15 protein-coding genes are annotated in these 13,883 nt (G+C 68.7%); 8 read left to right on the forward strand and 7 right to left on the reverse strand.

All coding sequences use genetic code 11. The features are described from left to right. Positions 1-48: 48 nt before the first annotated feature. From HDA45_RS21705 to HDA45_RS21715, 3 genes are all read left to right on the forward strand, one after another. Positions 49-402 (forward strand): DUF952 domain-containing protein, encoded by a 354-nt coding sequence (locus tag HDA45_RS21705; protein WP_184898120.1) that lies wholly within the window; start codon positions 49-51, stop codon positions 400-402. Positions 403-607: 205 nt separating this feature from the next. Continuing rightward, a complete protein-coding gene (locus HDA45_RS21710) occupies positions 608-1,120 on the forward strand; it encodes a SigE family RNA polymerase sigma factor (protein WP_184898122.1) in 513 nt (170 codons plus the stop codon). Continuing rightward, the gene (locus HDA45_RS21715) at positions 1,117-1,956 is read left to right on the forward strand and encodes a hypothetical protein (RefSeq protein WP_184898124.1); all 840 of its coding nucleotides are present in this window, start codon (positions 1,117-1,119) and stop codon (positions 1,954-1,956) included. The genes HDA45_RS21710 and HDA45_RS21715 overlap by 4 nt, the downstream gene beginning before the upstream one ends. An 84-nt stretch (positions 1,957-2,040) precedes the next feature. On the opposite strand, the gene HDA45_RS21720 is transcribed toward HDA45_RS21715, so the two are convergent. The 3 genes from HDA45_RS21720 to HDA45_RS21730 all read right to left on the reverse strand — a co-directional run bounded on the left by HDA45_RS21720 (position 2,041) and on the right by HDA45_RS21730 (position 4,771). Further along, the gene (locus HDA45_RS21720) at positions 2,041-2,592 is read right to left on the reverse strand and encodes a ferritin (RefSeq protein ID WP_125780443.1); all 552 of its coding nucleotides are present in this window, start codon (positions 2,590-2,592) and stop codon (positions 2,041-2,043) included. 156 nt (positions 2,593-2,748) lie between these two features. Continuing rightward, entirely contained in the window at positions 2,749-3,960 is a 1,212-nt protein-coding gene (locus HDA45_RS21725; RefSeq protein ID WP_184898126.1) for an arginine deiminase, read from the reverse strand. Positions 3,961-3,973: 13 nt separating this feature from the next. After that, positions 3,974-4,771 (reverse strand): CPBP family intramembrane glutamic endopeptidase, encoded by a 798-nt coding sequence (locus HDA45_RS21730; protein ID WP_184898128.1) that lies wholly within the window; start codon positions 4,769-4,771, stop codon positions 3,974-3,976. 137 nt (positions 4,772-4,908) lie between these two features. Here HDA45_RS21730 and HDA45_RS21735 point away from each other — a divergent pair, with 137 nt between their 5' ends. After that, complete coding sequence (locus HDA45_RS21735; RefSeq protein ID WP_184898131.1) at positions 4,909-5,370, forward strand: PPOX class F420-dependent oxidoreductase; 462 nt, start codon at positions 4,909-4,911, stop codon at positions 5,368-5,370. Positions 5,371-5,530: 160 nt separating this feature from the next. Here the strand turns inward: HDA45_RS21735 and HDA45_RS21740 are convergent, their stop codons facing one another. Next, positions 5,531-6,322 (reverse strand): DUF2470 domain-containing protein, encoded by a 792-nt coding sequence (locus tag HDA45_RS21740; protein WP_184898133.1) that lies wholly within the window; start codon positions 6,320-6,322, stop codon positions 5,531-5,533. A gap of 146 nt (positions 6,323-6,468) precedes the next feature. Between HDA45_RS21740 and HDA45_RS21745 the strand changes: the two genes are divergently transcribed. Next, the gene (locus HDA45_RS21745; RefSeq protein ID WP_221471205.1) at positions 6,469-7,425 is read left to right on the forward strand and encodes a hypothetical protein; all 957 of its coding nucleotides are present in this window, start codon (positions 6,469-6,471) and stop codon (positions 7,423-7,425) included. Positions 7,426-7,475: 50 nt separating this feature from the next. Further along, positions 7,476-8,453: a hypothetical protein gene (locus HDA45_RS21750; RefSeq protein ID WP_184898137.1), complete on the forward strand. Its 978-nt coding sequence runs from the start codon at positions 7,476-7,478 to the stop codon at positions 8,451-8,453. Here HDA45_RS21750 and HDA45_RS21755 read toward each other — a convergent pair. From HDA45_RS21755 to HDA45_RS21765, 3 genes are all read right to left on the reverse strand, one after another. Then, positions 8,446-9,186: a hypothetical protein gene (locus HDA45_RS21755; protein ID WP_184898139.1), complete on the reverse strand. Its 741-nt coding sequence runs from the start codon at positions 9,184-9,186 to the stop codon at positions 8,446-8,448. The genes HDA45_RS21750 and HDA45_RS21755 overlap by 8 nt on opposite strands. Positions 9,187-9,197: 11 nt before the next feature. Beyond that, positions 9,198-11,015 (reverse strand): substrate-binding and VWA domain-containing protein, encoded by a 1,818-nt coding sequence (locus HDA45_RS21760; protein ID WP_184898141.1) that lies wholly within the window; start codon positions 11,013-11,015, stop codon positions 9,198-9,200. 119 nt (positions 11,016-11,134) lie between these two features. After that, on the reverse strand, positions 11,135-12,307 hold the full coding sequence (locus HDA45_RS21765; RefSeq protein ID WP_184898143.1) for a homogentisate 1,2-dioxygenase: 1,173 nt from the start codon (positions 12,305-12,307) through the stop codon (positions 11,135-11,137). An 85-nt stretch (positions 12,308-12,392) separates the two neighbouring features. Between HDA45_RS21765 and HDA45_RS21770 the strand changes: the two genes are divergently transcribed. Together HDA45_RS21770 and HDA45_RS21775 are read left to right on the forward strand one after the other, a co-directional pair. Then, entirely contained in the window at positions 12,393-13,247 is an 855-nt protein-coding gene (locus HDA45_RS21770; protein WP_343072298.1) for a hypothetical protein, read from the forward strand. Further along, positions 13,244-13,882: an IclR family transcriptional regulator domain-containing protein gene (locus HDA45_RS21775; RefSeq protein WP_184898145.1), complete on the forward strand. Its 639-nt coding sequence runs from the start codon at positions 13,244-13,246 to the stop codon at positions 13,880-13,882. Before HDA45_RS21770 ends, HDA45_RS21775 begins: the two co-directional genes overlap by 4 nt. Position 13,883: the final 1 nt, after the last annotated feature.

The raw sequence follows: 13,883 nt of genomic DNA on the forward strand, positions 1-13,883 counted from the left end.
CGCGTGCGACCACCGCATCCAGAGGACTGAATGCGCGAGGATGGTCGCGTGATCCTTCATATCTGCACCGAGGACGAGTGGGCGGCGGTGCCCGAAGGCGGCGTCTACACCGCGGCGTCGCTCGATTCCGACGGCTTCATCCACTGCTCGGACCCGGGAACGGCGCATATCCCGGCCAACGCCGTGTTCCCCGGCCGCACCGATCTGGTGCTGCTGGAGATCGACCCGGCGCTCGTCGGCGCGCCCGTCGTCTGGGAGGACGGCGACCCGCCGCATCCGGCCGGTGTCCAGTTCCCCCATGTGTACGGTCCGATACCCCGTAACGCCGTGGTGGCCGTTCACGAATTCCCTGTTCGAGGGGACGGTTCGTTCAGAATTCCCGAGTCCTTGTCGAGACGTTGACGAGCGCAACGCCTCACCCGGACGGGCGTCTCTCGAATTGGTTCGCGGTTGAAGACAACCTGTGGGGGCGGTCATGCGTTTCGGGAGAGGTGAGCCAGAGATACCTGGCCGAGTGACCCCGGGAGGAGGCGATACGGTGACCGCTGCCGCGACGGTCATCTCGGGGACGGATGTCTGGGGGTCCGGCGAGAGCCGAGGGAGAGACGTGCCTGCCGAGCTCACCGACTTCGGCGACTTCGTGCAAGCCAGCCTGCCGGGTCTGCTCAGGTACGGTCACGCGCTCACCGGGAACCCGCACGACGCCGCCGACCTCGTCCAGACCGTGCTGGAGAAGATCGGCGCCCGCTGGTCCTACGTCCAGCACAAGACCGGCGACCCGATGGCCTACATCCGCCGTTCGATGGCCAACGCGCACGTCAGCCGCTGGCGCCGGACCAAACGGGAGAGCCTGGTCGCCGACCTGCCGGACACGCAGCCGTACAGTCCGGCCGACCCGTTCGAGCACGAGCCACTGTGGCAAGCGTTACGAGCGCTGCCGCCGAGGCAACGCGCGGTGATGGTCCTGCGTTACTACGAGGGGCTGTCCGAAGCGGAGATCGCGGATTCGCTCGGCATCAGCCAGGGCACCGTCAAGAGCCAGGCGAGCAAGGCGATCACGTCGCTGCGCACGAAGCTCGCGTTGTTCGAGCCCAAGGTCGAAGGGAGGGAAGCGGGATGACCATGTCCGAAGAAGACGTGCAGCAGAAGCTGCGTGACCTGTTCTCAGACGATCGGCTCGGCGTTCAGTCCACGCTGAATCCCGACACGATCGTCGCGGGCGCCCGTCGCCGCCGTCGCCGACGCCAGCTGATCCAGACGACGAGCGGGATGGCCGCCGCGATCGTCATGGTCGGCAGCGGGCTCGCGGTCTTCTCGATCCACACCAAGGACAACGGCGCGGTCATCTCCGCCGATCAGCTCAGCATGGGCCAGACGGCGACCAGCCCGGTGCCGCCGGGGCCGGGGACCTCGGCGCCGCCGGTGTCCCCGCCGGTCGCACCGTCGAGCCAGGCGTCCGTGCCGCCGCCGTCTTCGGCCGCTGACGGGACCGTCAAGCCGCCGAAGAGCACCGCGGCCACGAAGCCGCCCGCCCAGGGCAAGGTGACCACCGGCGCGCTGCTGACCTCCGCCGGCTTCGGCAAGCTCCGGCTCGGGATGAGCGAGTCCGAAGCCGAGGCCACCGCCGGGCCGCTGCGGGCGAAAGAGGTCCGGGGCGGTTGCACCTACGGCTACGCGGAGGGCTCCGCCGTCCCGGGGCCGACGTCGGTTTCGCTGACCGAGGCCCAGGGGATCACCGTCATCAACCCGGCGGGCACGGTGCACACGCCGGAGGGGATCGGGGTCGGCTCGACCGAGGCGGACATCCTCGCCGCGTATCCGGGCAGCACGAAGGACGGCAGCGCCTATATCGCGCCCGCCGGCGCGGTGAGCGCGTACCGGATCTTCGTCGCCAACGACGGGTCGGCCGTCAGCATCCTGCTGACCAGCCTCAACCAGGACTGCCAGTTCAGCTGAGGCCGTTCGCGCGCAGAAGAAAACCCGGGCTGCTCCAAGGGGGAGAGCCCGGGTTTTCCCTGTGGTGGGAGAGCAGTCAGTGCGTCAGAGCGCGCCGCCCGCGACCGGGGGCATCCCCGAGTCGGCGCCGCCGTCCCCGACGGACTCGCGGTGCAGGTGGTTCTCCACCTCGAACAGGTTGCCGTTGGCGCGTTTGACGATGTTGAGCAGCGTGGACATCTGGGAGATCTCTTCGACCTGCTCCTTGAGGAACCACTGCGTGAACTGCTCGCCGATGTAGTCCTCTTCGGCGCGGGCGGCCTTGGCCAGCTGCTGGATGTCGGTCGCGACGTCCTTTTCCTGCTGCAGCGCGAGCTCGATGAGCTCGGTGACGTCGGAGAAGGTGTTGCGCACGTCGCCGGTGCCGGGGATCTCCACGTGGTGGTCGGTGTCCAGCATGTACTGGACCAGCGCCATCGCGTGGTTCCGCTCTTCGACGGACTGCTTGTAGAAGTGCTTCGCGAGCTGCGGCAGGTCCTCGGCGTCGAACCAGACCGCCAGCGCGATGTACTGCTGGGAGGCGTTGAACTCGTTGTGGATCTGCGCCTGCAGCAGTTCGTAGAACTTCGAGCGCGGTTGCTTCTTGATGAGGGCCATGTGTTCGACAATACGTCATACACCTATTCGATTTCCACTTTTACCTGGTGATCTACCCCCTATTAGGTTACCATTCCCAATACTAGGCCCACCTCAATTAAGTAAGCCTTCCCTAATCAATTGCAATCGATTAGGGAAGGCTTACTTAATTTCTTTTCAGATGCTTTCGCGGTGGATCGGGCACGACATGCAGCGCGGCCCGCCGCGGCCGGAGCCCAGCTCGGAGCCGGTGATGGCCAGCACCTCGATACCGGCCTCTTCCAAGCGGGCGTTGGTTTCCACATTGCGTTCATACCCGACGACGACGCCCGGGGCGAGCGCGAGTGTGTTGTTCCCGTCGTCCCATTGCTCGCGTTCCGCGGTGACCGGGTCGAGTCCGGTGTCGATGACGCGGAGCCGGTCGATTCCCATTGCCTCGGCGGCCGCGGTGAGGAATGGGGCCGGACCTTCCACCTTCACGGAACCGTCGTCGGTGGGCCGCATGGTGAACGCGGTCAGTGAATCGGCCGAAAGCGGGTACATGACGACGGCGTCGGCGGCGACCATCGTGCAGACGGTGTCCAGATGCATGGTCGCGCGGGTCTGCTGGATCGGGACGGCGAGCACGGTGTGCGCGATCCCGTCGGCGAACACCGACCGCGCCAGTGACTCCGCGCCCGCCGCGGTGGTCCGCTCGCCGACGCCGATCGCCAACACGCCCGGCGAAAGCAGCATGACGTCGCCGCCTTCGATCGGCGCCGAATGCGCGCCGTACGCGCGGGCCGCGTGACGGAACCACGGGTGGTAGGCGTAGATCAGGTCCAGCACCGCCGTCTCGCGGACACGGGCGGGCATGGTGAGCGAGGAGACCGCGACCCGGTTCCCGATCCACGCCGACGAGTCACGCGTGAACAGCAGGTTCGGCAGCGGATCGACGGCGAAGTCGTTCGGGTGGTTCATCAGCCGGACCAGCGACACACCTTCGGCGGCGGGCAGTTCCTCGAACGTCATCCCGGCCATCAGGACCTCGGCCAGCACCTCGGGGGAGACGCTCGACAGGTGGGAGCGGAGCGAATCGGCCAGGTCGAGCCCGAGTCGCCGCTCGTCGACGGCCGCGTGCACGCCCGCCGCGTGGGCGCGGGTGTCGGACAGCGCCGTGCGCAGCGCGTCGGCCAGCAGCAGCACCTCGACACCGCGGCCGCGCAGCACCTCGGCGAACGCGTCGTGCTCCTCCTGCGCGCGGTCCACCCAGGGGATGGAATCGAACAGGAGCTGGTCGTTGTTGCGAGGCGTGAGCCTTTTGAGCTCGTTGCCGGGCCGGTGCAGCAGTACCGCGCGCAGGGGGCCGACTTCGCTGTCAACTCGGGGTGGAGTCGTCTCGTCAATCACAGGTTCACACTAGCTAGGGGAGCCAGGAAACTCGCCCCTTGAGCAGCGCGTATCCGACGAAAGAGACGAAGTCGAGCGCGGTGTGCGCGGCGATCAGCGGCCACAGCCGGTTCGTCTTCTGCCACAGCCTGCCGAACACCAGGCCCATCACCACGTTGCCGACGAAACCGCCGAATCCCTGATACAGGTGATAGGAACCGCGAAGCACCGACGAGGCGACGAGCGACGTGTTCTCGCGCAGTCCGAGTTGCCGCAACCGGGTCAGCAGATACGCGACGACGAGCACCTCTTCGGCGAACGCGTTCCCGAACGCCGACAACGTCAGCGTGATCGGGCGCCACCACGTTTCGCCCAAAGTGGACGGTTGCACCGACAGGCTGAACCCGAGGCTGTAGGAGAGGAAATACAGTCCCAGCCCCGGAATCCCGATCACCGCGGCGAGCAGGAGACCGTGGAGGACGTCGCGGCCGGGGCGACGGCGGTCCAGCCCGATCTGCGCGAGCTTCATCCCGCCACGCCACAGCAGGTACAGCCCGAGCGCGCCCCAGCCGACCAGCTGGCCCGCGCTGAGGACCTGCTTGAGCAGATCGACCAGGCTCAGCGTCGCCTGGGGGACGTTGAGCTGGGCCTGTTGCTGCGCCAGCGGGACGGGCTGCAACAGCGAGTCCACAAGGGACAGCAGGCTCCGCAGCCCGGACAGGCCAAGGGTGATTCCGAAGACGACGACCAGTTCGATGACGATCGCGCGGCGGCGCGCCGGGTCTTCCACGAATTCCGGCAGCGCCGGGCGTTCGGGACGCAGCCAGCTCATCGGCCGCACGCTACCTTGTGGCTGAAGGACGCTTTCACCTCATGTCACGCGGTGAAGGGAGCTTTCACCACGTCGCACGCGGGCATGGTTCCCTTCAGCCCCTGCCGGGGTGATCGTCGGCGAGCTACCGTCGGATCATGCCAAGGAGCATCGCGACCAACGAAACCGTCGACCGTGCCGCGCTCGTCGACTTCCTGTCCACCCGCCATCGGGCCATCCTGATGACCGCCAAGGCCGACGGCGGCCCGCAGCTCTCGCCCGTGACCTGCGGCGTCGACGGCGAAGGCCGTCTGGTCATCTCCACGTATCCGAAGCGCGCGAAGGTCGTCAACGTCCGGCGCGAGCCGAAGGTGTCCGCCTGTGTCCTTTCCGACGAGTGGAACGGCCAGTGGGTGCAGCTGAACGGCACCGCCGAGGTGCTCGACCTCCCCGACTCGGTCGAGCCGCTGGTCGACTACTTCCGGGCGATCTCGGGTGAGCACCCCGACTGGGACGAGTACCGCGAAGCGATGGTGAAGCAGGGCAAGAGCATCATCCGCGTCACCATCGACTCGTGGGGCCCGATCGCCAAGGGCGGTTTCCCGGCGGAACTCGCCTAGGGCGCGTTTCATAAGCCAAGTTCGCGGTCTTCGCGCCCAGGTGGTCCCTGGCGGCACGGCGGGATGCGCCCGAGTACAACCCGGTACAAGGGCGATCCCGCCGCACCGCCAGGAACCACCTGGATCACGAAGCCCATCGAACAGGCTCATGAAACACGCCCTAGCCCTGCGAAAAGAACGGGCAGCCGACCAGCCTGCGGATCTCACCGGCGAGCTGCGGCGGCCCTTCGACCGGACGTGAGAACGCGAGCCGGACGTCGTGGTCGCCGGAGTCGGCCTCGACCCGCAGCCGCAGGCCGTACCGGTCCAGCCCGAGCGGCCGGATCCAGCCGCCGCGCAGTTCGGCGGGCACGTGTTTGGCGAGCTGCTGGACGACGTCGGCGTGGTCGGTCTCCAGATGCCGCAGCCACGCGGCTTCGTAGTCGTGGAACGGGTCCGGCGGCGCGGCGCTGAACATGTGCGGCCGCAGCGAGTGCGTGCCCTCGGCGTCCGCGAGCACCAGCGACGCCGGGGTCAGCCTCAGCAGGGTCAGGCCGTGCCCGACGTCCAGCAGCCGCTCGTCCGGCCGGGTTTCGGCGATGGAGACCGCGCGGGCGCGGGCCGAGACCTCGGAGAGCGGGCGGAGCCAGCCCGTGATCCACAGCAACCCGCGGATGGGTTCGCGCAGGTCGACGGGCGCCTGATCGGTCAGCTCGACCATCACCGCGAGTTCGCCGCGCTGCGCTTCGTGCGAGCGTTTCACCAGGTGGTGCTCGTCCGGCAGCAGGATGCTGACGCTGCCGCTCGTGTGCACGTGGTGCAGCTCGGGGATGACGCGGCCGTACTGTCCTGGCTGGTCACGCTGCTCGGCGGTCGGCATCAGCGTCGCCGGCCCGTTGCGGGTGGCGATCGTCTTCGCGCGTTCCGCGGGGTTCGGCGCCGGCGGGCGGCGAATGGACGTCGGTGTGGTCACGGCTCACCTCCTAAGTTAGGTGAGCCTAACCTGATTTACGCGTCGAGCGGAAGTAGGTTCGATCACGTCTCCGCCCACCCGTATACGTTGACCAGGTGGAAGACCGCAGAATCCGCGCACTCGAACCACCCGAAGGGATTCCGGCGATGAACATGCCGGCCCTGATCCCCCTGCTCGACCGCCTCACCGCGACACTCGGGACGGCGTTCTTCGCTGCCGGGGCCCTCGTCGTACTGGGCGTCGTCCTGGCGGTGTCAGGGCGGTACGGCGTCGCCGTCCCCGTCTTCCTGCTCGTCCTCATGGCACCGGTCTCGTTCTACTGCGGCTACCTCGTGTTCGCCGGATCCTTGCGGATGCGGAAGCTCACCCACAAGCCGTTCCGCCTGGTGAGCGGCTTGGACGGCGCTGTGGTCGCCGGATCCCGGGTGAGCGTCCCGCTCGACGACCGATGGCTCGTCGTCCGGCTGCCCGCCCCGCTCCGAGCGCAACTCGCGGCACAGCGACGGTTGTGGGTGCTCGGCCCGTTCTTCCTGCTTCCCGGCCTGCTCGGCATCCGAAGCGGTGCGATCCGGGACGCTCCCGTGAAAGGTTCGCTGCCGCTGCGCGCCGAGCCGGTCACGCCGCGCCGGATGCTCACCCTGCAACGACGGCTGCTCGCGTCGTACTACCTGCTCAGTGCCGGGATCACCCTGGTGGTGGCCGCCCTTTCGGTCTGGGTCGCCCTCGACCTCCCGGACCGCGGCAGCATCCTCGTGCCGAACGCGCAGGTCTTGGCTGCCCTCGGCTTCCTCTCGACGATCGGGCTCGCCATCACGGCGCTCGTGGTGGCCCGTCCGGAACCCGAACCGCGGTGGACCGAACTGGCCGTCGTGTCCGGACCGGCGTCGGTCAACCTCTTCGGCATGGTCACCGTGCAGGGGCGGACGGTGCTGCCCGACGGCCGTCAGGTCACCGTCCGGGCCGGAGGGTCGGACCCGTCGCTGGCCGCCGGCATCGCCGCGACCGGACGGCTGTGGGTGCTCGGTGTGCCGGTGGCCGGGAAGACCGCGAAGGCCGGAGTGCCCGGTCACGCGGTTTTCGGTCCGGTCAAGTTCGGCCGGTAACGAACCCTCGCGCCCTGGCGATCAACCGGCAACCAGGACTTGGGGGAGTCATGCACGATTCGGAAATTTCGCGTGTTCGCGTTCTCGAACCGCTTCGCGATCGGCCGGCGGTCGAGATGCCGGTCTTCGGCAGGCTGCTGGGAACCATGCGTGGGGTTCGTGGCCTCCTGCTCCTCGTGACGGGCGTGCTGGCTTGGCGCCTACCGTGGTCGATCCCCTGGAAAGCCCTCGCCGAACTGGCGCGAAAAGAGTCTTTCCGCGAGCTGTCCTTGCCACCGGAAGGTTTGTTCGCCGTCGGGGCGAAGGCGTACTTCAAACTGCCCGGCACCGAAGTCGCGTGGGCCGAGGCACGGCTGCCGAAGCCCGCCCTCCTTCAGCTCAGGGCGCAGCGACGGGTCTGGCTCCTCGGTCCCGACGAGAAGGGCCGCCGATTCCTCCAACAGCCCGGGGTGCTCTGGCCGCGCCGGGTGAGGACGGTGACGGCTCCGCCCGACGGCGCGGCGAGGCTGGACGCTGTCGAACAGCGGAGGGTTCCGCCCGAGGAGGACGTGGTCCTGATCGCGCACCGGCGGCGGGTGGTCCGCGGGATCTGCTCCCTGTTCGCGGCTGTCGAGATCACTCTCGTCCTGCTCGTGGCGATCCAGATCTACGCGATCGCCGAAGGAATCATCGACGAAATGGCGGGAGTCATCGTCCTGTCGATCTTCGCGATGGTCTTTTTCGTCTTGGGGATCGAAGCGGCCAAGGACATCGTGAAGCCGTTGTCGCGAGGGAAGTGGACCGAGATGGTCGCCGTCCCCCACGGTCCACCGCTCATCGGAGCCTCGGGTCTGGCGACGCTCGCTTGCCGGGTGCAGTGGTCGAACGGCTGGTGGAGCGACGTCCACCTGTCCAAAGTGGACCCGTCGCTGGTGGCGAACATCTTGGCCACGCAACGGTTGTGGATCATCGGTGAACCCTTCCGCGGAACGGCAACGTTCGCCGGTGTCCCCGGGCACGCCGTCCTCGGCCGCGTCAAGTTCAACTGAGCGAGCGCCGCGTCGCTTCCTCGGTCTCCACGACGCCGCGCCGGATCCCTTCCAACTGTTCGCTCAGCTCGCCGATCGTGGTGGTGTCGACCAGCGCGTCGCCGGTGGCGGCCGACAACTCGGCCGCCCTGGCGACCAGCCCGTCGAGGCCGAGCGCACCGGATCGCAGCTGTGCCAGCAGTTTCCGCTGCGCGCTCGAAAGCCGCGCGTGCACGTCCTCCTGTGCCTGCAAGGCCTCGATCGACTGCAGCAGGTCGCCGCGGATGTCGTCGTCGGCGGTCTTCAGATCTTTCCGCAGCCGGGCCTTCTCCGCGGACACCGCGCCCAGATCGACCCGCGCCAGTGCCTTTCCGGTGGCGGAGGCACGGCCTGCCAGCCGACGGAGGGTGTCGACGGTTTCCCGCACGACCGGTTCCATGTCGGCCACCCGCTCGGCGAGCGGGCCGGTGTCGAGCGAGCCGGAAATCGACTCGAATCCGTCGGCCGCGGCCTCCGCGCGCCGCAGCCAATCCGCTTCGGGCGAACCCGGCTCGACGTCGGGAAGCGCCCGCTCCTCGGGCTCGGGCGCGGGTTTCGCCCGGGTGGCGGCGGCGACCCCGGCGCGGGCGGCGAGCACGGTCACGCCGACACCGATCGCGGCGACCACTGGCAGCTGCACCGCCCAGGCCGCCCCCGCCGACGTCGCCGCGAGGAGCAGTCCCCACGGTTCGGCTAGCTCACGGACGAAGCGCATATCCGAGGATCTCAGAAATTCGAGATCACGGCGGTGAAGACCTGGTCGATCGAGTCCGGTTTGGACGAGTCGTACCCCACGCCCTGTGTGGTCTCGGCGATCTCCTTGAGCACGTTCAGGTCCGCGTCGGAGCCGTAGGCGATGGTGAACATCCGCACCGCCTCGCCGCCGCCCTCGGTCCGCAGCTGTCCGACGAGGTTGGGCAGGTCGATCCCGCCCGGATCCTCGTTCCGGCCGTCGGTGAGCACGACGACGGCGTTGATCGCGTTCGGATCCAGCCGCTGCTTCATGAACTCGTAGGCCGCGAGCGACGAGTCGTAGAGCCCGGTTCCGTTCTGCGGCGTCAGCCCGTTCAGCCGCGACGCCAGCTCCTGCCTGCCCGGCTCACCGCCGATCGGCGACACCGGCCGGAGTTCCCGGAAGTCCTTGTCGCCGTCGAGTTTCGTCGAGAACATCCACAGCCCGACCTGGTCCGCGTCGCTGAACTGCGGCAACGACGCCACGGCCGCCTGTTTCGCGAGATCCATCTTGTTCTTCCCGGTCCCGCTGACACCGTCGCCCATCGAACCGGAGACGTCGACGACCAGCAGCACGTTCGCCTTCTTCCGCAGGTCCTTCCACGACTTGAGCACCTCGGTCAGCACCGGCGGGCTCGGCGGGCGGATCAGGTTGAGCTTCGCGTCGGGCTGGGCGCCGTTCTCCGACGTGGTCTGCGAACCGGGCTTCCCGTCGAACGTGCGGAAGCCGATGTCGCTGAACTTCTGCTGCGCCTCGGCACCCCGCAGATGCGTGAGGAAGTCCGCCGCGACCTGCTTGTGGATGTCGTCGGTCCAGTTCAGCACGGTGAACGGGTGATCGGAGTTGAGCGTGCCGTCGCTCGGGTAGATCCCGACGAGCGGCACCTTCGGCGGCGCGTGCTGGCCGCGTTTCGCCGGGTCGTTGGTCGGATTGCCCTGGTTGTAGCCGACGAGCGAGTTCTCCTCGACCGTCACCGCCGAGATGTACGACAACGCGGCACCGCGGTCGTCGGCCTTCTGCAGGTTCGTCAGGAACGTCAGGGTGTTGTCGCCGTAGTGGACGATGGCCTGCTCGACGTTCTGCACGAACGTCCGCGCCTCCGGTTTCGCGAGCGCGTTCGCGGTGAGGTCCGAAGACGTGCCCGTCGCCGCGTAGTAGGCGCCGATCGTGGCGTTGAGGCCCGACGTCGAGATGTTCGGATTCGTCTTGCCGAGCCGGAACTTCCCCCATTCCGGATGGCCGTACTTCGCCCAGCCCTGCGGATCCGTGGCGAGCGCGGCGAGGTCCTTCCAGCCGATGCCCTTGCCGGGCCAGCCGAGCGCTTCGGCCATCGGCTTCGGCATGGCGAGGACCAGCGGCGCGTTCGCGACCGATTCCGGGTCGCCCTCGGGCACCAGCGCGGGGTGATCGGTGCCCGTGAGGTTCTGGCGCAGCAGGTTCACCCAGCCGGACGCGGCGGGCGTCCAGACGTCCGGCCGCGGCCCGTCCACCGCCTCGTTCCAGCCGCGCGCGAGCGCCTGCATCGCGGTACCGGAGGACTTCGACTGCACCATCACGTCGACACAGCGCCCGGCGACCGTACGGCCGCTGTAGCCCTTGGCGATCTCGGTGACCACGCCCGCCTTCTCCGGCGACGAGGACACCTGCAACTTGACCGCGTCACCTGTCGTGCACTTCGCTTCCACGGCCTCTTCGCCGGAGTCGCTCGTGATCGCGCGCAGCCCGATGATCAACCCGATGGCGACCACCGCCGCGGCCGCGAACGCCAGGACCTTGCGGCCGCCACGGGACTGCCGGGGATTCACGACCATGAAGACCTCCAGCGGTGGGAACACCGATTATCCGGAGGTTTCGCCTTGGCAGGTCTGGTGTTGCCGAACCGTTGCGGCCGTGGCGGTACTTATCCCGCCACGGCCGCGAGGGGTGGGAATCAGGCGCCGGGCCCCCGGCCCGACCAGGTCCACGCGTAACGGTCGTCTTCCGACGCGTCGGCCGCCTCGCCGAGATCCAGCGGCGCGAAGGTGTCCACCATGACCGCGGTCTCGTCGAAGAACTGCGCGCCGATCGACGCCTCCGCCGCCCCGGGCTGCGGCCCGTGCGTGAAGCCGGACGGGTGCAGCGAGAGCGAGCCGACCTCGATCCCGGAGCCCTTGCGCGCCTCGTAGTTCCCTCGGACGTAGAACATCAGCTCGTCGGAGTCGACGTTCGCGTGGTTGTACGGCACCGGGATCGACTCGGGGTGGTAGTCGACCTTGCGCGGGCAGAACGAGCAGACCACGAAGTTCGGGCCCTCGAACGTCTGGTGCACGGGCGGCGGCTGGTGCACGCGGCCGGTGATCGGCTCGAAGTCGTCGATGTTGAACACCCACGGGTACAGGCAGCCGTCCCAGCCGACGACGTCGAACGGGTGGGTCGCGTAGGTGTAGCGCGTCAGGCCGGCGCGGTGCCGCACGAGGACCTCGACGTCGGTGCCGTCGGCGACCAGCGGCTCGGACGGGCCGCGGATGTCGCGTTCGCAGTACGGCGAGTGCTCCAGGAACTGGCCCTTCGCCGACAGGTACCGCTTCGGCGGACCGATGTGGCCGCGCGCCTCGAGGGTCAGCAGCTTGACTCCGTCGTCGTGCGGGAGCACGCGATAGGTGCACGAGGTCGGGATGACCAGGTAGTCGCCGTCGCCGATCTCCAGGGAGCCGTAGATCGTCTCGACGGTCGCGCTGCCGCCCTGGACGTAGAAGAGCTCGTCGCCCGCCGCGTTGCGGTACAGCGGCGAAGGCCGCGTCGCGTGGACGAAACCGATGGTGACGTCGGCGTTGCCGAACAGCCGCCGCCGGTCGGTGACCGCGTCGGCGTCGCCGAACTTGAGGTCCTGGGTCTTGAAGGCGCGAGGCTTGAGCGGGTGGTTCGGGGTGATCGGGCCGCGTTCGTCCTCGACCGCGACGGCGTCGACGATCGCGGTGGGCAGCCCGCGGTGATAGAGCAACGCGGAGTCCGCCGAGAAGCCCTCGACACCCATCAGTTCCTCGGCGTACAGGCCACCGTCGGGCTTGCGGAACGCCGTGTGGCGCTTGTGCGGGATCTCGCCTACCTGCCGGTAGTAAGGCATCGGAATCTCCCCGGAACGTGTCCGTTGTGCGAACGATTTTGTCCTGATGTCGTACGCTACTAGCGTGTCAGTCGTGTCAAGCGCTGTGGAACTCACGCCACCCGGCCCCCGAGGAATCCCTCCCCTGTTCGCGCGGCTCGTCGACGACTCGGCGTTGTTCCCGCCCGGTGAGGCGTCCATGCCCGAAGCGCTGCGTGCGCACTTCGCGTCGAGGTCCGGTGAGCACTCCGGCGTCCTCGGTGTGTTCCTGTGCCAGGCGTCGAGGCTGCCCGAGCTCATCACCGAACTCATCAAGATCAAACCCAAGGAACCGCTGCCGCTGTCGCTGATCATCGACACCGGCCTCGGCGGCGTTCCGAAGGCGATCTCGATCGTCGAATCGCGCAGCGAGATCCTCGCGCTGCGGATGGTGGAGATGCCGGCGCCGTCGGACGTCGACGAGGTCTGGCTGGAGCGCGTCTCCGAGTTCGTGCCCGAGGACGTCATCCGCGTGGTCGAGCCGCGGCGCGGCGTCGGCTGGCTGGACGGCGTGCGGAAGGTGATCGAGCACGGCAGCTGGCCGAAGATCCGCTGCGGCGGCAAGGCGGGCGAGAACTTCCCCAGCGTCGACGAGGTCGCCGACTTCCTCGCGGTGGTCAGCGGCGCGACAGGGGCCTCGTTCAAGGCGACGAACAGCCTGCACCGCGCCGTCCGCCACACGGACGAGACGAGCGGCTTCACCCACCACGGTTTCCTGAACCTCATCGTCGCTTCGGCACGGTGCCTCTCGGGCGGCGACGTACGCGCCGCGCTGGAGTCGACCGACAGCGCCGCGCTGGCCGACGAGGCCAAGGGGATGTCGGAGCCGGCCGCGAAGGCCGTTCGCGGACTTTTCGCCTCGTACGCGGCGGCCTCGTTCGACGAGCCGGTCGCCGACCTCGGGGAACTCGGGTTGCTGTGACTCGCGAAGGGTCGCTGACCCTGGACAGAGGGCTCGCGCTGCTGCAAGCGGTAGCGGACGCCGGTGGCGAGGCGGCGACGATCTCCGAGCTCGCCGTCGCCATCGGCGCGAGCCGGGCCGCCGTCTACCGGCTGCTCGTCCCGCTGTCCGAACGCGGCCTGGTGTGGCGCGACGGCAACAAGGTGCGGCTGGGTGTCGGCCTGCTCCGGCTCGCCGGGCAGGTCCTCCCGCAGCTGCGGGAGGCGGCCAGGCCGGTCCTGCGCGAGCTGGCGGAGAAGGTCGGCGCGACGGCGCATCTGTCGGTCGCGCAGGGGGATCAGGCACAGGCCGTCGCGGTTGTCGAGCCGACGTGGACGAGCTTCCACGTCGCCTACCGCGTCGGCACGCGTCATCCGCTGTCCGCCGGCGCGGCGGGCAAGGCGATGACGCTGCGCCCCGGTGGCGAAGGCTGGGTGACGTCGTCCGGTGAACTGGAGGCCGGCGCGTCCGGGGTGGCCGCGCCCGTGCGCGGGGTGCCGGGTTTGAAGGCCAGCCTCGGCGTCGTGTCGCTCGAGCCGCTGGACGCCTCCGTGGTGGGGCCCGCGGTCGTGGGGGCCGCTCAGCGCCTCGCCGAGGTGCTGAAGCAGCCCGAGTAGC

Source organism: Amycolatopsis umgeniensis (assembly GCF_014205155.1).
Lineage (GTDB): Bacteria > Actinomycetota > Actinomycetes > Mycobacteriales > Pseudonocardiaceae > Amycolatopsis > Amycolatopsis umgeniensis.